General features: G+C 59.5%; 22 protein-coding genes. 11 read left to right on the forward strand and 11 right to left on the reverse strand.

Annotated features, from left to right (window positions below):
• Window positions 1-43: 43 nt before the first annotated feature.
• From glcF to ACR0LX_RS07700, 3 genes are all read right to left on the reverse strand, one after another.
• Entirely contained in the window at window positions 44-1,366 is a 1,323-nt protein-coding gene (gene glcF / locus ACR0LX_RS07690; RefSeq protein ID WP_480783197.1) for a glycolate oxidase subunit GlcF, read from the reverse strand.
• Window positions 1,367-1,370: 4 nt separating this feature from the next.
• Window positions 1,371-2,471 carry an FAD-binding protein gene (locus tag ACR0LX_RS07695; protein WP_480783198.1) on the reverse strand — a complete coding sequence of 367 codons (1,101 nt, stop codon included), beginning with the start codon at window positions 2,469-2,471 and terminating at the stop codon, window positions 1,371-1,373.
• A gap of 65 nt (window positions 2,472-2,536) precedes the next feature.
• A complete protein-coding gene (locus ACR0LX_RS07700) occupies window positions 2,537-3,976 on the reverse strand; it encodes an FAD-linked oxidase C-terminal domain-containing protein (RefSeq protein WP_480783199.1) in 1,440 nt (479 codons plus the stop codon).
• Window positions 3,977-4,058: 82 nt separating this feature from the next.
• Between ACR0LX_RS07700 and ACR0LX_RS07705 the strand changes: the two genes are divergently transcribed.
• Together ACR0LX_RS07705 and ACR0LX_RS07710 are read left to right on the forward strand one after the other, a co-directional pair.
• Window positions 4,059-4,769 (forward strand): DUF599 domain-containing protein, encoded by a 711-nt coding sequence (locus ACR0LX_RS07705; RefSeq protein ID WP_480783200.1) that lies wholly within the window; start codon window positions 4,059-4,061, stop codon window positions 4,767-4,769.
• 35 nt (window positions 4,770-4,804) lie between these two features.
• Entirely contained in the window at window positions 4,805-5,152 is a 348-nt protein-coding gene (locus ACR0LX_RS07710) for a hypothetical protein (RefSeq protein ID WP_480783201.1), read from the forward strand.
• A 3-nt stretch (window positions 5,153-5,155) separates the two neighbouring features.
• Here ACR0LX_RS07710 and ACR0LX_RS07715 read toward each other — a convergent pair whose 3' ends face one another.
• The 3 genes from ACR0LX_RS07715 to rsfS are packed head-to-tail and all read right to left on the reverse strand — an operon-like array spanning window position 5,156 to window position 6,517.
• Complete coding sequence (locus ACR0LX_RS07715) at window positions 5,156-5,641, reverse strand: flavodoxin family protein (RefSeq protein ID WP_480783202.1); 486 nt, start codon at window positions 5,639-5,641, stop codon at window positions 5,156-5,158.
• Window position 5,642: 1 nt separating this feature from the next.
• On the reverse strand, window positions 5,643-6,113 hold the full coding sequence (rlmH, locus tag ACR0LX_RS07720) for a 23S rRNA (pseudouridine(1915)-N(3))-methyltransferase RlmH (protein WP_480783203.1): 471 nt from the start codon (window positions 6,111-6,113) through the stop codon (window positions 5,643-5,645).
• A 44-nt stretch (window positions 6,114-6,157) separates the two neighbouring features.
• Window positions 6,158-6,517: a ribosome silencing factor gene (gene rsfS / locus ACR0LX_RS07725; protein WP_058276550.1), complete on the reverse strand. Its 360-nt coding sequence runs from the start codon at window positions 6,515-6,517 to the stop codon at window positions 6,158-6,160.
• A 244-nt stretch (window positions 6,518-6,761) separates the two neighbouring features.
• On the opposite strand from rsfS, the gene ACR0LX_RS07730 reads away from it, so the two are divergent.
• The 7 genes from ACR0LX_RS07730 (at window position 6,762) to leuB (ending at window position 12,962) form a co-directional block, all read left to right on the forward strand.
• Window positions 6,762-6,857 carry an isopropylmalate isomerase gene (locus ACR0LX_RS07730; protein WP_260023663.1) on the forward strand — a complete coding sequence of 32 codons (96 nt, stop codon included), beginning with the start codon at window positions 6,762-6,764 and terminating at the stop codon, window positions 6,855-6,857.
• 43 nt (window positions 6,858-6,900) lie between these two features.
• Window positions 6,901-8,304, forward strand: a complete 1,404-nt coding sequence (gene leuC, locus ACR0LX_RS07735) for a 3-isopropylmalate dehydratase large subunit (RefSeq protein WP_480783204.1) — start codon at window positions 6,901-6,903, stop codon at window positions 8,302-8,304.
• A gap of 37 nt (window positions 8,305-8,341) precedes the next feature.
• Window positions 8,342-8,887 carry an HdeD family acid-resistance protein gene (locus tag ACR0LX_RS07740; RefSeq protein ID WP_480579227.1) on the forward strand — a complete coding sequence of 182 codons (546 nt, stop codon included), beginning with the start codon at window positions 8,342-8,344 and terminating at the stop codon, window positions 8,885-8,887.
• Between the two features lie 42 nt (window positions 8,888-8,929).
• On the forward strand, window positions 8,930-9,535 hold the full coding sequence (gene leuD, locus ACR0LX_RS07745; RefSeq protein WP_480783205.1) for a 3-isopropylmalate dehydratase small subunit: 606 nt from the start codon (window positions 8,930-8,932) through the stop codon (window positions 9,533-9,535).
• Between the two features lie 330 nt (window positions 9,536-9,865).
• Complete coding sequence (locus ACR0LX_RS07750) at window positions 9,866-10,696, forward strand: hypothetical protein (RefSeq protein ID WP_480579223.1); 831 nt, start codon at window positions 9,866-9,868, stop codon at window positions 10,694-10,696.
• A complete protein-coding gene (locus ACR0LX_RS07755; protein WP_480783206.1) occupies window positions 10,693-11,715 on the forward strand; it encodes an endonuclease/exonuclease/phosphatase family protein in 1,023 nt (340 codons plus the stop codon). The genes ACR0LX_RS07750 and ACR0LX_RS07755 overlap by 4 nt, the downstream gene beginning before the upstream one ends.
• A gap of 143 nt (window positions 11,716-11,858) precedes the next feature.
• The gene (gene leuB / locus ACR0LX_RS07760; RefSeq protein WP_480579219.1) at window positions 11,859-12,962 is read left to right on the forward strand and encodes a 3-isopropylmalate dehydrogenase; all 1,104 of its coding nucleotides are present in this window, start codon (window positions 11,859-11,861) and stop codon (window positions 12,960-12,962) included.
• A gap of 46 nt (window positions 12,963-13,008) precedes the next feature.
• Here the strand turns inward: leuB and ACR0LX_RS07765 are convergent, their stop codons facing one another.
• Entirely contained in the window at window positions 13,009-15,195 is a 2,187-nt protein-coding gene (locus ACR0LX_RS07765; RefSeq protein WP_480783207.1) for a transglycosylase domain-containing protein, read from the reverse strand.
• A gap of 259 nt (window positions 15,196-15,454) precedes the next feature.
• On the opposite strand from ACR0LX_RS07765, the gene ACR0LX_RS07770 reads away from it, so the two are divergent.
• Both ACR0LX_RS07770 and ACR0LX_RS07775 read left to right on the forward strand, forming a co-directional pair.
• Window positions 15,455-15,793 (forward strand): P-II family nitrogen regulator, encoded by a 339-nt coding sequence (locus tag ACR0LX_RS07770; RefSeq protein WP_058273036.1) that lies wholly within the window; start codon window positions 15,455-15,457, stop codon window positions 15,791-15,793.
• A 32-nt stretch (window positions 15,794-15,825) separates the two neighbouring features.
• Complete coding sequence (locus tag ACR0LX_RS07775; protein ID WP_480783208.1) at window positions 15,826-17,151, forward strand: ammonium transporter; 1,326 nt, start codon at window positions 15,826-15,828, stop codon at window positions 17,149-17,151.
• 71 nt (window positions 17,152-17,222) lie between these two features.
• On the opposite strand, the gene ACR0LX_RS07780 is transcribed toward ACR0LX_RS07775, so the two are convergent.
• The 4 genes from ACR0LX_RS07780 to ACR0LX_RS07795 form a co-directional block, all read right to left on the reverse strand.
• Complete coding sequence (locus ACR0LX_RS07780; protein WP_480783209.1) at window positions 17,223-18,407, reverse strand: amino acid aminotransferase; 1,185 nt, start codon at window positions 18,405-18,407, stop codon at window positions 17,223-17,225.
• Window positions 18,407-19,261 (reverse strand): 3-mercaptopyruvate sulfurtransferase, encoded by an 855-nt coding sequence (gene sseA / locus ACR0LX_RS07785; protein ID WP_480783210.1) that lies wholly within the window; start codon window positions 19,259-19,261, stop codon window positions 18,407-18,409. Before sseA ends, ACR0LX_RS07780 begins: the two co-directional genes overlap by 1 nt.
• A gap of 71 nt (window positions 19,262-19,332) precedes the next feature.
• Entirely contained in the window at window positions 19,333-19,599 is a 267-nt protein-coding gene (locus ACR0LX_RS07790; protein WP_480783211.1) for a CBU_0592 family membrane protein, read from the reverse strand.
• A 2-nt stretch (window positions 19,600-19,601) separates the two neighbouring features.
• On the reverse strand, window positions 19,602-20,162 hold the full coding sequence (locus ACR0LX_RS07795) for a helix-turn-helix domain-containing protein (protein ID WP_480783212.1): 561 nt from the start codon (window positions 20,160-20,162) through the stop codon (window positions 19,602-19,604).
• Window positions 20,163-20,200: the final 38 nt, after the last annotated feature.

The following is a 20,200-nucleotide window of genomic DNA, read 5'->3' on the forward strand; positions in this document are numbered from 1 at the left end:
GGCAGAATTGGCCGGGTGTGATGCGGGAATGCAGCAGGCGATCCTAGCGCAAGATCGGGATAGGCGAAGCCGTGACATGTCCGCGTTGCAGGACGCCCGGCACGGGGCCGCCCGTTGCCCAATCTAGCAATTCGACCGTATGCACCACCGGGATGTCCGTCCCCGACCCGATCTGCATCATGCAGCCGATATTGCCTGCCGCGATGATGTCCGGGGTCTTGGCTTCAAGCGTACGTACTTTGCGCTCTTTGAGCTTTGCTGAAATCTCTGGTTGCAACAGGTTGTACGTTCCGGCCGACCCGCAGCACAAGTGGCTGTCAGCAGGCTCTAACACGGCGAATCCAGCCCGTTTCAGCAACTCCTTAGGATGGGCCTTGATCTGTTGCCCATGCTGCAGGGAACAGGCAGCATGATAAGCAACCTTCAGGTCTTTCTGGTCACCTTCCGGCATCTCCAGCTGCATCAATAGTTCGCTGACATCCATGGTGATCGCCGATACCCGCGCAGCGTCCCGCGCCAGGGGATCGTTGCGGAACATATGGCCATAGTCCTTGACCGTGGTCCCGCAACCGGACGTGTTGATGGCGATGGCATCGAGACCATTCCCATCCAATTCTGCGCTCCAGGCCCGGATATTGGCTGCGGCTGCCGCATGGCTTTGGTCGGTTTTTCCCACGTGATGCGTAAGCGCCCCGCAGCAGCCGGCCCCTTTGGCCACGACAACTTCGCACCCAAGCCGCGTCAACAGGCGGATCGTGGCATCGTTGATATCCGTGTTCAGCGCCTTTTGCGCGCAACCGGTCATCAACGCGACCCGTTTCAGGCGCGGGCCTTCGGGCGCAAAGCTTTGCGGGTCGTCATTGCGGCTGACCGGCGGGATGTGCCGGGGTGCCATATCCAGCATCGCGCGCAGGCGGGCATCCGGCATCAGAAACCGGAACGGGCGACCCAGTTTGGCCCCGATCAGGGCCCAGCGAAACCGCATCGGATAGGGCAGGATACGCGCCAGCACCCAGCGCAAGGCACGGTCGGAAAACGGGCGCTTGTACTTCTGCTCGATATAATCGCGCGCGTGATCTACCAGATGCATATAATGTACGCCCGACGGGCACGTGGTCATGCAGGCAAGACAGGACAGGCACCGGTCGATATGCTTGACGGTTTTTGCATCGGGCACACGCTCGTTTTCCAGCATGTCCTTGATCAGATAGATGCGCCCGCGCGGGCTGTCGAGCTCATCGCCAAGCACCTGATACGTCGGACAAGTGGCCGTACAGAAGCCACAATGCACGCAACTGCGCAGGATTTCGTTTGACCGTCGAATGGCCGGATCCTGCAATTGCTTTTCGGTGAAAACTGTCTGCATTGCGCTACCCCATCAACCCCGGATTGAGAACACCTCGCGGGTCGAATTTCTGCCGAACTCCCTTTGTCAGAGCCGCAATTTCCTTCGTTTCCGGTTGGAAGCGACCCAAGGACTTGAATGTCTCGTCACTGGCGCGGATCAGGGTCGCATGGCCTGCAAACGCGCCAATCCGTCCGCGAACATCGGTCCCTTGCGGGACGAGCGCCCAGATCAGGCCCCCGCCCCAATCGAACAACAGTCGATCCGCATCCAGCTTTTCGGCAATCCCGGGCGCATCGCTCGGCTTGACCGATATCCGCCAGACATCTCCGCCCGGATCAGCCAAGCCGCGGACATCGCGGATATCGCGCCACAGGTCTTGTGACTCAGCGTGGTCCGAGACCTCCCCCAACGCTGCCAATTCGGCACGCAGCTTGCCGCTGCGATAAGCAACCGCATCCGCAAACCCTTCGAGTCGCAGGAAAGCTGACTCCAGCGCCGGATCATAGACGGCGCCTGTCACTTCGAAGGGGGACCGCAGTGCCGCCGACATAACCTGGACCGCAGCTTCGATGCCGGGAACCCGAACCATCAGTGTTGCGGACGCCTCGGGCTTTGGCAGCACTTTCAGCGAAACCTCGGTCAGAACGCCCAGCGTGCCCCAGGACCCCGCCATAAGCTTGACCAGATCGTACCCGGTTACGTTCTTCATTACGCGCCCGCCGTTCTTTACGACACGCCCGCGACCGTCGACAAAGCGCACGCCCAGCAGAAAATCACGACAGGCACCCGATTGTATCCTGCGCGGCCCCGAGACATTTGCCGCAACAACTCCGCCAATGGTTGGCTCGCCGCTGGTACCCAGCAAAGCGCGATGATCTATCGGCTCAAAAGCCAGCTGCTGCCCTTCGGCATCCAAAGCCGTCTCAACTTCGGCCAGGGGCGTTCCCGCCCGCGCCACAAGCGTCAACGCACCGGGCTCATACAGTGTGATGCCACTCAGCCGCGCCGTGCTCAGCACTGGTGCTGCACCGGTCACACCGCGCGTGCCGCCGCCAACAATCCGCACCGGGCCATTGAGCCCAGCCACCAGTTCGGCCAGTTCCGCTTCTGTTTCTGGTCCCATGTCACTTCTTCTGTTCAAAAATACCTCGGGGGGGTCGCAGCTTGCTGCGGCGGGGGCAGAGCCCCCTATTCCGCCGCCATCCGACGCGCCTCGGATGCGTCCAGTGGAAAGACCTTGGCCGGGTTCAACAACCAGTTCGGATCGAACACATCCTTAACCGCCATCTGCGCCTCAAGATCCTGTGGAGCATATTGATGGCTCATCAGATCCCGCTTTTCGATACCGACCCCATGCTCGCCCGTCAGGCAGCCGCCCGCATCGACGCAGAGTTTCAGGATATCGGCCCCAAACGCCTCGCATTTCTCGAGATCGCCAGGCTTGTTGGCGTCGAACAGGATCAGCGGATGCATGTTGCCATCGCCCGCATGAAAAACGTTGCCGACGGGCAGGCCGTATTCCTCGCTCAGTTCTCCGATCCTACGCAGCACATCGGGCAGCGATGACACCGGGATCGTGCCATCCAGGCACATATAGTCGTTCATCTGTCCCATCGCGCCAAAGGCCGATTTGCGACCCAGCCAGATTTTCGCGCTTTCCTCAGCCGACTGGCTTTCGCGGATCTCGACCGGGTTGTGACGTCTGGCGATTTCGATGATTTTGGACAGTTGATAGTCAATTTCGGTTTCCGAGCCTTCGACCTCGACAATCAGCAAAGCCGTGCAATCGGGATAGCCCGCGTGGGCAAAGTTCTCACAGGCTTTGATGCACAACGTATCCATGAACTCGATCGCCACCGGCAGGATGCCGGACTTTATGATGTCCGATACGCATTGACCGGCGACCGCATTGTCATCGAACCCCATCAGCACGGGCCGCGCTCCTTCGGGCTTGCGCAGGATGCGCAATGTGGCCTCGGTCACAACGCCCAGCTGACCTTCGGACCCGCAAATGACGCCCAACAGGTCCAGCCCGCCAGCGTCCAGATGCGCGCCGCCAATCTCGACCACGCTGCCATCCATCATGACCATGGTCACGCCCAGCAGGTTGTTGGTGGTCACACCGTATTTCAAACAATGCGCTCCGCCCGAATTCATCGCGATATTGCCCGCGATCGCGCAGGCCAACTGGGATGAGGGATCAGGGGCGTAAAAGAAGTCCTTTTCCTCGACCGCGCCGGTCACGCTCAGGTTGGTGCGGCCCGACTGCACTCGGATAAAGCGGTTGTCATAGTCGGTCTCAAGAACTTCGGTCAGCCGCGCGACACCAAGGATCACGCAATCAGCCGTTGGCAGCGCGCCACCGGCCAGCGACGTGCCCGATCCGCGCGGCACCACTGGCACGCCTTCTTCGTGGCAAATGCGCAAAACGTCCGAGACCTCTTGCGTGGTCGAAGGCAGCACCGCCAGCATCGGAGGGCAGCGATACGCCGTCAGGGCATCGCACTCATATGCCCGCGTCTCAGCCGGATCGTGGATCACCGCATCGGGGGGTAGAACCTGTTGCAAACGGGCCAGAACCGCTGGTTTGCGCGCAAGCACATCGGGATTTGGCTGTGGCATTTCCATTGCTGATCCTCCAGTTTGGTAAAATAATATTACCAATTTAGCCGTCTGGCAAGTTTTCGCCTTCGGACGTAATGTCGCTGACATGACGTGGATTGACCGAGCGCACCTGTTTTCACCGCTGGACTACGCCGCAATTCTGCTTTTGCTGGGTGGCTGGCTGTGGATCGGGTGGCGGATCGAAAACCCGGCGCCATCAAAGCCGTCCGTTGCGACGATGATGGATGGCTATCGCCGGGCGTGGATGCGCGAGATGGTTACGCGCCAGCCCAGGGTGTTCGATGCGCAGGTCGTTGCAGCCATGCGGCAGGGCAGCACCTTCTTTGCCTCGACCACGATGATTGCGATCGGCGGTGGCCTCGCCCTGCTTGGCAATACCGAGCGGTTGGCAGGCGTCGCAAACGATCTGGCTATTGGCAGCGCCCCGGCAATGGTGTGGGAAATCAAGATCCTGATAATCATCGCTCTGCTGGCCAACGCGTTTCTGAAATATGTCTGGGCTCATCGCCTGTTCGGGTATTGCGCCGTGTTGATGGCTGCTGTGCCCAACGATCCCGAAGACCCGCAAGCCTATCCGCGGGCCGCACAAGCGGCCGAGATCTGTGTCACGGGTGCGCGCAGCTTTAACCGGGGGTTGCGCGTTACCTATTTTGCGCTGGCATCGGTTGCCTGGATATTGGGACCCGCGGCATTGATCCTCAGTTCATTGGTGACGCTGGGCGTGCTGTACCGGCGCGAATTTGTCTCGAATTCACGCGCGGTTCTCATGGCGCGGCCACCGAACACACAGTCGTGATTCCAACGCAGCCCTTCAACCCGTAAGTTCTGGTCATGCGATATATGATTCTCAGCCTTCTTCTGGCCAGCCCAGCCCTTGCCGATTCACCGGTGATCGAAAACGTCTCGGCCAGTCGCAGTGGTGACACGTGGCGTTTTGATGTGACGATCCGGCATCCCGATACCGGCTGGGATGACTATGCCGATGGCTGGCGCGTGTTGGACATGGAGGGGACCGAACTGGGCATGCGCGTATTGCATCATCCTCATGTCGATGAGCAACCCTTTACCCGATCGTTGAGTGGCGTCGCGATCCCAGAGGGAATGACACAAGTACAAATTCAGGCGCGCGACAATGTTGGCGGTTGGAGCGAAGACACCACCATCGTTGATCTGAACTAGGGTTCAAAACACCCCAAGACTCAGGCCAGCGGCCATCGCGGCCCCTATCTCGCGACATTTCTCGAGCTGATCTTCTGGGATGGTCTTCTCCGCCAGGATCGCCTCGGGCGACTGGGCATGTGTGCACAGGATCAATGGTGGCTGAACCTCTTTCAGCCGCCAACCGGTTGCGATCCGGGCAGTCTGACGGGCGGCGTTTTCGCCATCGGACCCAGCACAGATCATTTGTGCATAGGGCCGCCCTTCGATCCGTCCAAGTACGGGATAGTAACAGCGGTCGAAGAACTCCTTCATAAGACCCGAAAGCGCTGCCAGATTTTCGGGCGCGCAAAAGATATACCCGTCTGCTGCCAGCAAATCCTCGGGTCCGGCTTGATCAGCGAATTTCAGAACGGTGTCTGCTTCGGCGCGCGCAGCCTCGGCCGCCGCTTCGGCCATCTGCCGTGCGCCGCCGGTGCGTGAATGATAAACGATCAGTAGCTGCGCCATCTCAGACCCGGTGGTAGGGACCGCCCGACAAGATGGTAGCGGCCCGGTAAAGTTGCTCGGCCAGCATCACACGGACCAGCATATGGGGCCAGACCATCGATCCGAATGAGATGGAAAAATCGGCCTCAGCCCTCAAATTAGGGTCTATTCCGTCAGCTCCACCAATGATCAGCGCCAGATCCTGACGTCCCGCATCGCGCCAGCCCCCCAGCTTTTTGGCGAAATCGGGCGAAGACATAATCCGCCCCCGTTCATCCAGCGTGCAGATCACCGCGCCTTTGGGCAACGCCTTGCGCAGCAATGTGGCCTCGGCACCCATACCGGCATTTTTCTTGTCTTCAACCTCGATCACGCGCGCAGGCCCAAGCCCCAGGCCACGTCCGGTCCGGTCAAATCGGGTCAGATAGTCATCAAGCAGGGATTTCTCCGGTCCGGCGCGCAATCGCCCGACCGCAACGATGCTGATACGCATGTCTCTCTCGCCTCCGGCCCCTCAATACGGGCCGGGATAGCGCCTCAGTTGGCCGAGGCGCTGCCGCCCTGAGGCAGCCACATCTTTTCCAGCTGGTAGAATTCGCGCACTTCGGGGCGGAAGATATGAACGATCACGTCGCCCGTATCGATCAGCACCCAGTCGCCGGCATCCTTGCCTTCGACCTTCGAGGTGAAACCGAATTCCTGCTTGATGCGATCCGTCAGTTTTTCCGCCATGGCCGAGACCTGACGGGTCGACCGACCCGAGGCAATCACCATGTGATCCGCGACGGACGACTTGCCTTGCAGGTTGATCTGCACGACGTCTTCGGCCTTGTCATCGGAAAGTGAGGAAAGGATACGTTCAAGCAGCTTGTCGCTGATTGACTGAGAGTGGGCCATTACGCTGGCCCCATCTTCGGCGGGCAAACCCGCCTGTGTATGTAGAGACAGGACATAGTCCTCCTTTGCTGCGCGCCGTCAAATCCCCGGCGCTGGGACACTTACAAGGTAACAAGCGCCCCATGACATTTCAATGAAGGCCCGGCGACCCTCGCAGGAATGTGCCCTGACGGCATCTGCAGGGGTGCACAAGACCTTGATAGATTCGGCCAGTGTCTATATCTGAACCGGCATGAGACTCAATGTGGCCCAAGAACAGAATCTGGAAGACCGCGCGCGTTTGCGCGAACGGTTCTTTGGGGCTGCCCGCACGGTTCTGGCCCGCCTATCCGCGGCCTAAGCCAACTCGCCAGCTATTTCTCATTACATACGGGAGAGGACCGATGTCCCCCAAAACACTCTATGACAAGATCTGGGATGCCCATGTCGCGCATGAAGCCGATGATGGCACCTGCCTGCTGTATATCGACCGCCATCTGGTACACGAAGTCACCAGCCCGCAGGCGTTCGAAGGCCTGCGCATGGCCGGCCGCAAGGTGCGTGCTCCGGAAAAGACCATCGCCGTGCCGGACCATAACGTTCCGACAACGCCGGACCGTGTGAACGGCATCGAAAACCCGGAATCGCGCATTCAGGTCGAAGCACTGGACAAGAACGCCAAGGATTTCGGCATTCACTACTATCCCGTGCATGACGTCCGTCAGGGCATCGTGCATATCGTCGGCCCAGAACAGGGCTGGACCCTGCCCGGCATGACCGTTGTCTGCGGCGACAGCCACACCGCGACCCACGGCGCGTTTGGCGCGCTGGCCCACGGTATTGGCACGTCCGAAGTGGAACATGTTCTGGCCACGCAGACCCTGATCCAGAAGAAATCCAAGAACATGAAGGTGGAAATCACCGGCAAACTGCAGCCGGGCGTGACCGCCAAGGACATCACTCTGGCCGTGATCGGCGAGACCGGCACCGCTGGCGGAACTGGCTATGTCATCGAATATTGCGGCGAAGCGATCCGTGACCTTTCGATGGAAGGTCGCATGACCGTCTGCAACATGGCCATCGAAGGCGGCGCCCGCGCGGGCCTGATCGCTCCGGATAAGACCACCTTTGAATATGTCAAAGGCCGTCCCCACGCGCCCAAAGGTGCACAGTGGGAAGCGGCGATGGACTGGTGGAAAACGCTCTATACCGACGAAGGCGCGCATTTCGACAAGGTCATCACCCTGCGCGGCGAAGACATCGCACCCGTGGTTACCTGGGGCACCAGCCCCGAGGATGTGCTGCCGATCACCGCAACCGTTCCGAACCCTGAAGATTTCGAGGGCGGCAAGGTCGACGCGGCGCGCCGGTCAATCGAATACATGGGTCTGGAAGCCGGGCAGAAACTGAGCGAGGTCGAAGTCGACACCGTCTTTATCGGCTCCTGCACCAACGGTCGGATCGAAGACCTGCGGGCTGCAGCGGAAATCCTGAAGGGCAAAAAGATCAAGGACGGGATGCGCGCAATGGTCGTGCCCGGCTCGGGTCTGGTTCGCGCGCAGGCCGAGGAAGAGGGCCTTGCCGAGATTTTCAAAGAGGCCGGTTTCGAATGGCGTCTGGCCGGATGTTCGATGTGTCTGGCGATGAACCCTGATCAGTTGCAACCGGGCGAGCGCTGTGCTGCGACCTCGAACCGCAACTTTGAGGGTCGCCAGGGCCGCGGTGGGCGGACCCATCTGCTGAGCCCGGCAATGGCTGCCGCAGCGGCAATCACAGGACGGCTGACAGACGTCCGTGAATTGATGTAAGGTCCCCTCATATCTAGATATTTGAGGGATTGAACACATGAGTGACTGGATCAAATGGCTCCTGCTGGGGCTTCTGTCCATAGCGTTCGGCATCTTTGTGCTGGGCGCGCCCGTTGTGGCATCGGTGGCGGTGACGGTTGTGACCGGCGTGTTGCTGCTGATCGCGGGCGCAATGCAGATTGTCGGCGGCTTCACGGTCGAGGGTGCCGGCAACAAGATCCTGTCGCTCATCATGGGTGCGGTCATGCTGTTCCTCGGCTGGTCCTTTCTGGATCATCCGCTTCAGGGCACGCTGACGCTGGCGACCGTGATGCTGATCCTGTTCATGGCAGGCGGCATCGCGCGGGTCATTCTGTCGTTCCAGATGAAAGGAACGCAGTTTTTCTGGCCGACGATGATCTCAGGCATCTTGTCGATCATCCTGGCAGGTATCATCTGGTCTTATGCAAGCAGCGAACCCGCCGCTTTGCTGAGCCTTCTGGGTATACTGCTGGGCATCGAGATGCTGTTCAACGGGTTCGGATTGGTCTTCATGGCGTTCTTCGTCAAGAACGCACCCAAGGACGAAACGAAAGAAGCTTAAACGCGGAGAACGGGCGCGGCCCTCTCCGGCAGGAGTGTGAACATGGAAAAGTTTGAAAAAGTCCACGGGGTGGCCGCCCCGATGCCGCTGATCAATATCGACACCGATATGATCATTCCAAAAGTGCACCTGAAGACCATCAAACGGTCTGGCCTTGGCGTCGTTCTGTTTGACGAGATGCGCTATCACGAACATGGCGGCGAGAACGAAGATTTCGTTCTCAACAAACCCGCCTACCGCCAGACCGAGATTCTGATTGCAGGCGACAATTTCGGCTGCGGCTCGTCGCGTGAACACGCGCCCTGGGCGATCAAGGATTTCGGCATCAAGGTGGTGATCTCGACCAGCTTTGCCGACATCTTCTTCAACAACTGCTTCAAGAACGGCATCCTGCCCATCGTTGTCGAAGAAGAGCACCATGCGATCCTGATGGACGACGCCCACAAGGGTGAGAACGCCCGCATGACCGTGCATCTGGAAGATCAGCAGATCACCACATCGGACGGGGTTGTCATAGAATTTGACATCGATCCGCATCGCAAGCACTGCCTGCTGAACGGTCTCGACGATATTGGCCTGACGATGGAAAAAGACCATCACATCGACCGATTCGAGGATCACGCAAATCAGGCGCGCCCCTGGGTATGAACCTGGGGATGATTCTGTGGACACTCAACCTAACGGGGTCGCTGACGCGGCCCCGTTCGCATTCTTGGGGTTGATTTATTAACAGATACTACATCTAGGTCTCATTTTGAGATACCCGCCACATTTGCGCCCCAAATGATGCAATCGCGCATCAGTTGCGCCATCATTTTGCCCGAAACACAGTGTTTTCTGCCCCTTGGCTTGAGCGGTCAGTTCAATGTCGCCACTGTTGACGGAAAAGAGGCATCCGTCAAAAAAAGAGCGGCGGGCACAAGTTGGAACCAAGTTGGCAAAGAATCGACTGGTCCGGTTTGGAAAAGGGTTCGGATAGTGATTGCACGCACAACGGGGGCGGCGATACGTGGTCTATTGGTGGCACTTCTGGTGCTCACCCCTGCTTTGTATCTGCCGGCATCCACGCAAAACGGAACAGAGATTGTCGTCTTTCTGGCGATCCTTGCGTTTATCCTGACCTTCTCGGAATATAACTCTGCATTCCCCAGCCTGATCGAATTCCGCGATGCGCCACCGGTGAACCGCCTTCGCTTTGTCGGCCTGATGTCGATGGTGATGTTCCTGACGCTGATCTGCAAGAACGCCTATGCACCGACCGAAGTGACCGGGCTGGTGTATTCCATGGGCCTGATGATCGCAAATGTTGCCGATTTTCCGTATTCTCCTGTGCGACTTGTCGTTTTGATGCTGCCAGCTGATGCTGCGGCGCCGCTGGTTGAACTGGTACGCATCGCCGCCGGAGTGGCATATGTTCTGGCCTTGGTCACGATCGCCAGCTTTGCCTATGCGGTGAAATGGCGGGGATGGCCAACGGGCAACGGGGCCTTCAATGTCTGGACCAATCTGCCACTGTTCGACCCGACCAAAGGCGGCGATGTGGTTTCGCGCCTACAGCGCGACGGTCGACTGAACATCTCGATCGGAATTCTACTGCCGTTCCTTATCCCGGCATTGATCAAATTGCTCGCTGCAGTCATTGACCCCATTGCGCTCGGCAATCCACAGACGCTGATCTGGACGCTCAGCGCATGGGCCTTCTTGCCCGCCAGCATGATCATGCGCGGCATGGCGACCCTTCGCATCGCCGGGTTGATCGTCGAGAAACGCCGCGCTTATTCAACATCCGAGACCACTCAGGCCGCATGATCCGCGCCCTTGTCCTGTTGCTGCTGCCCTTTGCAGCACAGGCCGAAACGATTCGCGTAGCCACCTTCAACACCGAGCTCAGCCGGGACGGTCCCGGCCTGTTGCTGCGCGACATCCAGCGGGGTGATCCGCAGGTTTCTGCGGTGGTGGACGTGCTTGCGGCCACCCGCCCCGATATCGTCGCGCTTCAGGGTATCGACTGGGATCTCGACAGGCTTGCCTTATCGGCCTTGGTCCAGACGCTGGCGGATGCGGGTCTGGATTACGCCTATCAGTTTTCGGCCCAGCCTAACGCGGGGCTGGAAACCAATGTCGATCTGAACGGCAACGGGCAGACGCATGACCCCGGCGACGCGCAGGGTTGGGGCAGATTCACCGGTCACCATGGACTGGCCGTATTGTCGCGGTTTCCGATCCTCGAACACGAAGTCAAAAGCTATTCGGAACTGCTGTGGCAGCACCTTCCCGGTGCAAGACTGCCGGAAAAGAACGACGCTCCGTTCCCATCCGCCGCTGCACACAGCATCCAGAGGTTATCCTCGACCGCGCATTGGGTGGTCCCAATCCAGGCACCTGGGGGACAGTTGGACCTGATGACATTCCACGCAACGCCACCGGTGTTTGACGGCCCCGAGGATCGCAACGGTTTGCGCAACCGCGATGAAATTCGGTTCTGGCAAGTGCTGCTGGATGGCGAATTGGGGCCTGCCCCCAAAAGCCGCTTTGTGATCGCGGGCGACGCCAACCTCGACCCCGCAGACGGGGAGGGATTGAAAGAGGCGATGCAATCGCTTCTTGCTGATCCCCGGCTTCAGGACCCGCAACCACGTGACCAAAACGGCGCGCAGACAACCGTGACCTGGAAAGGCGTTGGTGACAGGCGTGTCGACTATGTTCTGCCGTCGTCGGACTGGTCGGTCGCTGATGCGGGGGTCTTTTGGCCCATCGACGCGCCACACGACCCTGCGGCGACCGCCAGCCGCCATCGCCTGGTCTGGGTCGATCTGGACGTAGAATAGAGCGCAGAGCAGCAATCCGCTAAAGGCTGATGCCGGATTTCCTTGATTGCCCCTGTTTTCCTTACAAATTGGCAGTTCCATCACATTGACCCGGTGCGGCGCAGGCGCTAGGGGCTGTGCTGTAAAACGCAAGGAGATCCTACATGTCCAACCCCTCGCTCCTCATCCTGCCCGGAGACGGAATTGGCCCCGAAGTCATGGCCGAAGTCCGCAAGATCATCGATTGGTTCCGCACCAATCGCGGCTTGGAATTCGACGTAAGCGAGGATCTGGTTGGCGGCGCAGCCTATGACGCCCATGGCAAACCACTGTCGGACGAGACGATGGCCAAGGCGCTAGAGGTCGACGCAGTTCTGCTGGGTGCTGTTGGTGGTCCGAAATACGACGATCTGGACTTTAGCCTCAAACCCGAGCGCGGACTGTTGCGCCTGCGCAAAGAAATGGACCTGTATTCCAACTTGCGTCCGGCGCAGTGTTTTGACGCGCTGGCAGATTTCTCGTCGCTGAAAAAGGACGTGGTCGCGGGTCTCGACATCATGATCGTGCGCGAACTGACCTCGGGCGTCTATTTCGGCGAGCCGCGCGGCATCTTCGAGGAAGGCAATGAGCGGGTCGGCATCAACACCCAGCGCTATACCGAATCCGAGATCGAACGCGCCGCACGTTCCGCCTTTGAACTGGCGATGCGTCGGAACAAGAAGGTCTGCTCGATGGAGAAGGCCAACGTGATGGAATCGGGCATCCTGTGGCGTGAGGTCGTGGACCGGGTGGCCGCGGAATACCCCGAAGTGGAAGTGACCCACATGTATGCCGACAACGGCGCAATGCAGCTGGTCCGCGCCCCGAAACAGTTTGATGTGATCCTGACGGATAACCTGTTCGGCGACATCCTGAGCGACACCGCCGCGATGCTGACTGGTTCGCTGGGCATGCTGCCTTCGGCCTCGCTGGGCGCGCCGATGTCCAATGGTCGCCCCAAAGCGATGTACGAACCCGTTCACGGCTCGGCCCCGGATATCACCGGTCAGGGTAAGGCCAACCCGATCGCCTGTATCCTCAGCTTTGCAATGGCGCTGCGCTACAGCTTTGATCAGGGCGAGGAAGCCGACCGGCTGGAGGCCGCCATCGAAAAGGTTCTGGCCGATGGGGTACGCACGGCAGACCTGCTGGCTGATGAGGGCGTAACACCGGTGTCGACTAGCGAAATGGGCGATACGATTGTCGCCGCGCTGGACGACAGCCTTTAAGGACCAAAAAAGGCGGCGCTCTCAGCGCCGCCCTTTGCATCCGGCATCAATTGCCGAAGATATCACTCAACAGCTTATTAACTGCGCGTTCAAAGCCATTCTGTTTCCGGCGTGGCTGACGCTGCGGCTGCGCGACCTGAACCGGTGGTTCGGGGGCCATCATGGGCAGCGGCGATGGAGTCATACCTTCGGTCACGCGCAGCATGGTTTCCTTCCAGATCTCGGCGGGCAACCCGCCACCGGTGACACCGGACAAGGGCGTGTTGTCGTCATAGCCCATCCAGACACCGGTCACGTAATCTGCGGTGAACCCGATGAACCAGGCATCGCGCGCGGCCTGTGTCGTACCTGTCTTGCCGGCCACCTGCCATCCGGGCAGTTTGGCGCGCCCACCGGTGCCTTCTGAAACCACGCGCTCCATCATCCAGGTCAGCTGCTTGGCCGCGTTGTCGTTGATGACCCGCTCGCCGATCCCGGTTGTCGTCACCATCACCGGCGTTTCATCGCCCAACAGCTTCAATTCGGTCAGCCCATAGGGCTCCACCGCCGAGCCTCCGTTCAGGATACCCGCATACGCGCCTGTCATCTCGATCAGCGTGCTTTCCGACGCGCCCAGCGCCAGCGCGGGACCTTCCGCCAGATCGCTGGCGATGCCAAACCCGCTGGCGACCGTACGCACGTTGTCCAGCCCGGCGATGTCGGCCACTTTGACCGCAGGGATGTTCAGCGAATTCTTGAGCGCATCCGCAAGCGTGACGCGACCGTAGTATTTGTTGGTGTAGTTCTTTGGGCACCATTGACCCGATCCGGGGATGTTCCAGCAGGTGGGCTCATCCATCACAGTATCCAGCGGGGAATACCCCAGTTCCAGTGCTGTGGCGTAGACAAAGGGTTTGAACGACGATCCCGTCTGCCGCAATGCCTGCGTGGCGCGGTTGAATGCACCCGAAACCCGTGTCTTGCGGCCACCGACCATGCCCCGCACCGCGCCATCTGCGGACATCACGACAATTGCGGCCTGTGCCTTAGACCCTTCGCGAACCTTTTCCTGAAAGATGAACTTCAAAGCCTCTTCCGCTGATTGCTGAATGCGCTGATCCAGCGTGGTACGGATCACCACGTCTTCGGTGGTGTTGCGCGTAAAGAATTCCGGCCCGCTTGCCATCACCCAATCGGCGAAATAGCCGCCTGCGCGGGCGGCGGCGGCCTCGGACAGCTCGGCCGGTCGACTGCGGGCTTCACTGGCCTGCGCCGGGGAAAGGTAGCCTTGGGTTTCCATCAACCCGACAACCAGCCGCGCACGATCCTGCGAGCGTTTCAGGTTATTGGTCGGCGCGTATCGCGAAGGTGCAACCAGCAGCCCTGCCAGCATCGCCGCCTCAGAAGGGCTGACCTCGGCCGCTGAAATACCAAAGTAACGCTGACTGGCCGCTTCGAACCCACGCGCGCCCGCGCCCAGGAAAGCCCGGTTCAGATAGATGGTCAGAATCTCGTTTTTCGAGTATTTGACCTCCATGGCAATGGCGTAGATCGCTTCTTTAGCCTTGCGCCACAACGAGCCCTGACGGCAATCGGATTCATATGCGGCCTCGGATTCCCAGTCTTCCGGCACATAGGGCACGCCCAGACACAGCAGCTTTGCCGTTTGCTGCGTGATCGTCGATCCACCGTGCCCAGACAGCGGGCCACGTCCTTCGCTCAGGTTGATACGCACGGCGCTGGCAACACCGCGCGGGCTGACACCGAAATGGCGATAAAAGCGCTTGTCTTCAGTCGCGATCACCGCGTTCTTCAGGTGCGGCGACACCGTATCCGCCGTCATGACACCACCGAACTGATCCCCGCGCCAGGCAAAGACCTTGCCGTCGCGGTCCAACAGGGTAACTGACCCCCGCGCACGGCCATCGAGCAACGCGTCGACGTCGGGCAACGTCGAATACACCACGCCAACCGCCAGCGCCAACAGCAGGGCGGCGACAGCGCCGACGCGCCAGGTCAGCCCCCAGATCAGGCGGAAAATCCAGCGGAACATGCGGCGGAAAATCCCGCCTCCCTTGCCGCCGCCGGTCTTCCGCGTTTTACGCCGCGCCGTCTTGCGTGTGGTGGTTTTGCGGGTGGTCGATTTCTTGCCCGCAGGTTTTGCCGCACGTTTCGACGCCGAAGGCTTACGACCCTTCGACGGATACCGTTTGTCTGCAACCAGTGTTGGTTTGCGGCGCTTGGACTCAGTCATGCTCAAACTCTGCCCGATTATACTTTTGCGCCACCATACCGCGATGCGGCGCCCATGTAGAGGTCCGAATTTCCTGAATTTCCCCTTCTGAATCCGCCTAATTTTTAGTCTGCTCTAAGATTTTGTGCAAAAATTGTGCAACTTTGACCACTTTCGACCCGAAAATCCACCGACAGACCGTGCCTTCCCGGGCCCAGTCACGCTCTTTTTCTGCAGGTGCAAACAAACCGGTATCGCCGGGGCAGCAGAGGGGAAAGATGTGAAACTGATCATTGCGACAATCAAGCCATTCAAGCTTGAGGAGGTGCGCGAAGCGCTCACCGAGGCCGGGGTACGCGGCATGATGGTGACCGAGATCAAGGGCTTCGGCTCGCAATCCGGACACACTGAGATCTATCGCGGGGCAGAATACGCCGTGAATTTTGTACCCAAGATCAAGCTCGAGATCGTGGTGCCCGCGACCATGGCCGATCAGATCGTCGAGACGATCACCAAAACCGCCAAAACCGGCAAGATCGGTGACGGCAAGATTTTTGTCCTCGATGTCGAGCAGGCCCTGCGCGTGCGGACCGGGGAAACCAACGAGGAAGCGCTGTAGGCGCCCGATCCACCACAATTCGAGGACGAACAATGAACCTGATGAAATCTCTCATCCCTGCTGCCGCGATTGTCGCGCTGCCGCAGATGGGCCTGGCGCAAGAGGCCGCTGCCGGTGAGACCGCGCAACACACGCAATATATCCTGACCTCGCTGCTGTTTCTGGTTGGCGGCTTCCTTGTGTTCTGGATGGCGGCCGGCTTTGCCATGCTCGAGGCCGGTCTGGTGCGGTCCAAGAACGTGGCCATGCAGCTGATCAAGAACATGGGTCTGTTTTCATTTGCCGCCATCATGTACTGGCTGGTTGGCTTTAACCTGATGTATCCCGGTGACGGCTGGACCATCACTGGCGTTCTGGGCGCGTTCTCGCCGACCTCTCTGGAACCTGTTGGTCTTGACGGTGTCGAGACCGACCTGTCCTATGCTTCGGTTGGTTCGGATTTCTTTTTCCAGCTGATGTTCTGCGCCACAACAGCGTCGATCGTGTCAGGAACTGTAGCCGAACGCATCAAACTGTGGCCCTTCTTCATCTTCGTGATCGTCCTGACCGGGATCATCTACCCGATCGAGGCATCCTGGCAGTGGGGCGGCGGCTGGTTGTCCGAAATGGGCTTTAGCGATTTTGCAGGCTCGACCCTTGTGCACGCCGCAGGTGGGTTCGCAGCGCTGGCCGGTGCCATCGTGCTGGGCCCGCGGATCGGCAAGTACAACAAAGACGGCAAAGTGGTTCCGATCCCCGGTTCAAATCTGGCGCTGGCAACCCTGGGTACGTTCATCCTGTGGCTGGGTTGGTTCGGCTTCAACGGCGGCTCGCAACTGGCGATGGGCACCATCGGTGACATGGCCGATATCAGCCGTATCTTTGCCAACACCAATATGGCCGCTGCCGCCGGTGCCGTTGCTGCGCTGATCCTGACGCAGGTGATGTACGGCAAGGTCGACCTGACCATGGTACTGAACGGCGCATTGGCCGGGCTGGTGTCGATCACCGCCGAACCGCTGGCCCCGTCGCTGTTCCAGGCTCTGATCATCGGTGCCATCGGCGGCGTGATCGTTGTCCTGACAGTTCCGATGCTGGACCGGATGAAGATCGACGACGTGGTCGGCGCAATCCCGGTTCACCTGATCGCAGGTTTCTGGGGCACTTTCATCGTCGCGTGGACAAACGGGGACGCGTCCTTCGTGACCCAGATCATCGGCTTTGCCGCCATTGGCATCTTTGTCTTCGTGGTGAGCTTTATTCTGTTCACGATCCTCAAGAACACCATCGGCCTGCGCGTTGGTGAAGAAGAAGAGATCAACGGTCTGGACATGGGCGAACTGGGCATGGAAGCCTATCCCGAGTTCTCTAAGGGCTAACCGTTAAGTATGGAAAACAAAAAACCCGGGCGTTTTCGCCCGGGTTTTCTTTTGTCTAATGTCCAGACCGCTCATACACCAACGTCGACAATCGCCTTGGCCAAGATCGGCACGGTAACGGCGTTCAGACCGGCGATATTCAAGCGGCTGTCTCCGACCATATAGATACCGTGATCGTTGCGCAGTTGCTCGACCAGTTCCGGGGCCGCGCCAAGGCGCGAGAACATGCCGCGATGCTGGGCGATGAAACCAAACCGGTCGGAACCGCTGAGACGCTGCAATTCATCCGACAGTTGCTGGCGCAGTCCCAACATCGACAGACGGACCTCTTCCAGCTCGGCCGCCCAGTCGGCGCGCAACGCGTCGTCGTTCAGGATCGTGGTTACCACCCGCGCGCCGTGATCCGGTGGGAAGGAATAGTTCTGGCGGTTCAGAAACGCCAAAGTCGCCTGGTTCAAAGCCGTTTGCGCCGGGTCATCACTGATCGCCATCAACAGACCGGTGCGTTCGCGGTAGACCCCGAAATTCTTCGAGCACGAGGCCGCGATCAGGCACCTCTTGACCGACGAGGCCACCAGACGGGTCGCCTGCGCGTCCTCTTCCAGGCCATCGCCAAAGCCCTGATAGGCAATGTCGATCATCGCCACGAGGCCACGTTCGTTGATCAGGTTTACGACCTCCTGCCATTGCACCATGTTCAGGTTTGCACCCGTCGGGTTGTGGCAGCAGCCATGCAGCAGGACCACGTCGCCTGCATTCGCTGTTTTCAGGTCTTCGATCATGCCATCGAAATCGACCCCACGGGTTTCGCTGTCAAAGTAGCGATATTCGGCGGTTTCAATTCCCAGATAACGCAGTATTGACGGGTGGTTCGGCCATGTGGGGTTCGACAGAAAGACACGCGCCGAAGGATTGGCCATTCGGATCATCTCGAACGCCTGACGGCAGGCCCCGGTGCCACCCGGGGTGGCAACAGCAGCGATATTGCCGCGCGCTACGGTGTTCCCAAGGATCAGGCCGATCATCGCATCGGCATAGGCCGGATCGCCGGCAAGCCCGGTATAGGCCTTGCTGTCCTGCTCTTCGACAAGACGCCGCTCGGCCGATTTCACCGCGCGCATCACCGGAGTGACACCCTCGGCGTTCTTATAGACGCCAACACCCAGGTCGATCTTCTGATCGCGCGGGTCTTCGCGATACATCTGCATCAGCGCCAAGATCTTGTCGGCGGGCTGCGGTTTGAGGTTCTCGAACATCAGGTCTCTCCGGTTGCGACGGGCAGGGTCGGGAAGGCACCCCATTCAGCCCAGGAGCCGTCATAAAGCGAATGGTCTTTCTTGCCCATGCGCTCGAGCGCTAGGCTGAGGATTGCGGCAGTCACACCTGATCCGCACGACGTGATTGCGGGCTTTGACAGGTCCACGCCTGCCGCCTCAAAGATGGTGCGACATTCCTCGGGTGATTTCATCGTGCCGTTCTTGTTCAGCAAAACGCCAAACGGGACATTGCGCGAGCCCGGAATGCGGCCCGATCGCAAACCTTCGCGCGGTTCTGCCTCGGTACCGGTAAATCGACCTGCTGACCGGGCATCGATGATTTCATGATCTGCCAGCTTGGCTGCGGCGGACACTTGCGTCACATCCCGCACCAGATGGTTCTGGACGCGGACAGTCATGTGGCGATCGCGAACAACGGGGGGCAGATCCTCGACCTCGCGCCCTTCGGCCTGCCATTTTGGCAAGCCGCCATCCAGCACAGCAATGTTGTCCTGACCCATCAGGCGGAACAACCACCAGACCCGTGCGGCCGACATCAACCCGGCACCGTCATAGACCACAACCTGGTGGCCATCGCCCACGCCCATGCCACGCAGGCGCGACATGAATTTCTCGACCGGTGGCGCCATATGCGGCAGGTCCGAGCGATGATCCGAGATATCGTCGATATCAAAGAACCGGGCACCGGGGATATGCGCCGCGTCATATTCAGCCTTGGCGTCGCGGTTCTGCGCGGGCAGATACCAGGACCCGTCCAGAATCCGCAGATCCGGGTCCTTGATATGCGCGGCCAGCCAGTCTGTAGACACGAGGGTTTTTGGATCGTCCTGCATCAAAGCCTCCCCTAAGCGAGCTTGAGTTTTCCCTATACTTCGCAGGGTAAGGGTTCAAGCTTGGATAGCGCTCACTTCGCGCGGCGCAGGCGGAAATGTTGAGCAATACCAATCAGGCTGATCACGATCCAGAAGCTTTCGATCAGCATCGAGGCCAGATTGAAATTCGCGAGCAGGGAATAGACGATCAGAATGGACCCGCACAGATTGATTAACGGAAAGGCCAAATCCTCGGAGTTCATCATCCGCATCTGCGTCGCAAAATAGGCCGCAACCACCAGCAAAGCGCCAAAAGATCCGACAGCGTCGGCAAAAGTCAAAGAGTTCAAAAATGCCATGATCAAGTGTCCTGCTGGCCTGCTGCTTGTTGCCCATAGTGATGCATGTTCAGAAATTCCGCCCCATCCGGACCCGCACGATATCCATGCGGCAGGTCGGCGGCAAAGCGCAACCCTTGCCCGTCCTGCAGCATCACCCACTCGCCATTCCGCCGAACCTCCAACGGGCCGTTCAGAACAAACACCTCTTCGGTGACGCCCGACGCATGGGCGGGAGAGGTGTGGCTCTGATCCGGTTTCAACGTGACGTGAAAGGTTTCCGCCGCAAGGGCCGGATCAAACGGAAACACGATCTTGACCGAAATGCTGCCCGGAAAGGTTACGGTCTGGAAAACACCGGCAGACGGGTCTCGCCCGGCGGTGGTGCCAATCAGCGCGCTGAGCGGTATCTCAAATCCCTTGGCGATCTTCCACAGGGTGGCAATTGTCGGGCTCGATTCACCGCGTTCGATCTGGCCCAGCATGGCTTTGCTGACGCCGGTCAGCTCGGCCGCTTTTGAAAGGCTCAGCCCCGAAGCCGCCCGCACATCCCTTAATTTCAGCGTTATCTCGTCCGGTGCCATTCTGCCGTCCTGCGAATCCTCTTGTGCGTTATAGCGCA

This window comes from Ruegeria sp. CH11 (genome assembly GCF_056537105.1).

Bases quoted from the DNA above. Each gene is read 5' to 3' on its own strand.
- ACR0LX_RS07795 (WP_480783212.1), bottom strand. From the start codon at position 20,162: ATGGCACCGGACGAGATAACGCTGAAATTAAGGGATGTGCGGGCGGCT.
- ACR0LX_RS07700 (WP_480783199.1), bottom strand. From the start codon at position 3,976: ATGGAAATGCCACAGCCAAATCCCGATGTGCTTGCGCGCAAACCAGCG.
- ACR0LX_RS07775 (WP_480783208.1), top strand. From the start codon at position 15,826: ATGAACCTGATGAAATCTCTCATCCCTGCTGCCGCGATTGTCGCGCTG.
- ACR0LX_RS07780 (WP_480783209.1), bottom strand. From the start codon at position 18,407: ATGTTCGAGAACCTCAAACCGCAGCCCGCCGACAAGATCTTGGCGCTG.
- rlmH (WP_480783203.1), bottom strand. From the start codon at position 6,113: ATGCGTATCAGCATCGTTGCGGTCGGGCGATTGCGCGCCGGACCGGAG.
- ACR0LX_RS07710 (WP_480783201.1), top strand. From the start codon at position 4,805: ATGCGATATATGATTCTCAGCCTTCTTCTGGCCAGCCCAGCCCTTGCC.
- sseA (WP_480783210.1), bottom strand. From the start codon at position 19,261: ATGCAGGACGATCCAAAAACCCTCGTGTCTACAGACTGGCTGGCCGCG.
- glcF (WP_480783197.1), bottom strand. From the start codon at position 1,366: ATGCAGACAGTTTTCACCGAAAAGCAATTGCAGGATCCGGCCATTCGA.
- ACR0LX_RS07755 (WP_480783206.1), top strand. From the start codon at position 10,693: ATGATCCGCGCCCTTGTCCTGTTGCTGCTGCCCTTTGCAGCACAGGCC.
- ACR0LX_RS07705 (WP_480783200.1), top strand. From the start codon at position 4,059: ATGACGTGGATTGACCGAGCGCACCTGTTTTCACCGCTGGACTACGCC.
- leuC (WP_480783204.1), top strand. From the start codon at position 6,901: ATGTCCCCCAAAACACTCTATGACAAGATCTGGGATGCCCATGTCGCG.
- leuB (WP_480579219.1), top strand. From the start codon at position 11,859: ATGTCCAACCCCTCGCTCCTCATCCTGCCCGGAGACGGAATTGGCCCC.
- ACR0LX_RS07740 (WP_480579227.1), top strand. From the start codon at position 8,342: ATGAGTGACTGGATCAAATGGCTCCTGCTGGGGCTTCTGTCCATAGCG.
- ACR0LX_RS07765 (WP_480783207.1), bottom strand. From the start codon at position 15,195: ATGACTGAGTCCAAGCGCCGCAAACCAACACTGGTTGCAGACAAACGG.
- ACR0LX_RS07695 (WP_480783198.1), bottom strand. From the start codon at position 2,471: ATGGGACCAGAAACAGAAGCGGAACTGGCCGAACTGGTGGCTGGGCTC.
- ACR0LX_RS07715 (WP_480783202.1), bottom strand. From the start codon at position 5,641: ATGGCGCAGCTACTGATCGTTTATCATTCACGCACCGGCGGCGCACGG.
- ACR0LX_RS07790 (WP_480783211.1), bottom strand. From the start codon at position 19,599: ATGGCATTTTTGAACTCTTTGACTTTTGCCGACGCTGTCGGATCTTTT.
- leuD (WP_480783205.1), top strand. From the start codon at position 8,930: ATGGAAAAGTTTGAAAAAGTCCACGGGGTGGCCGCCCCGATGCCGCTG.
- rsfS (WP_058276550.1), bottom strand. From the start codon at position 6,517: ATGGCCCACTCTCAGTCAATCAGCGACAAGCTGCTTGAACGTATCCTT.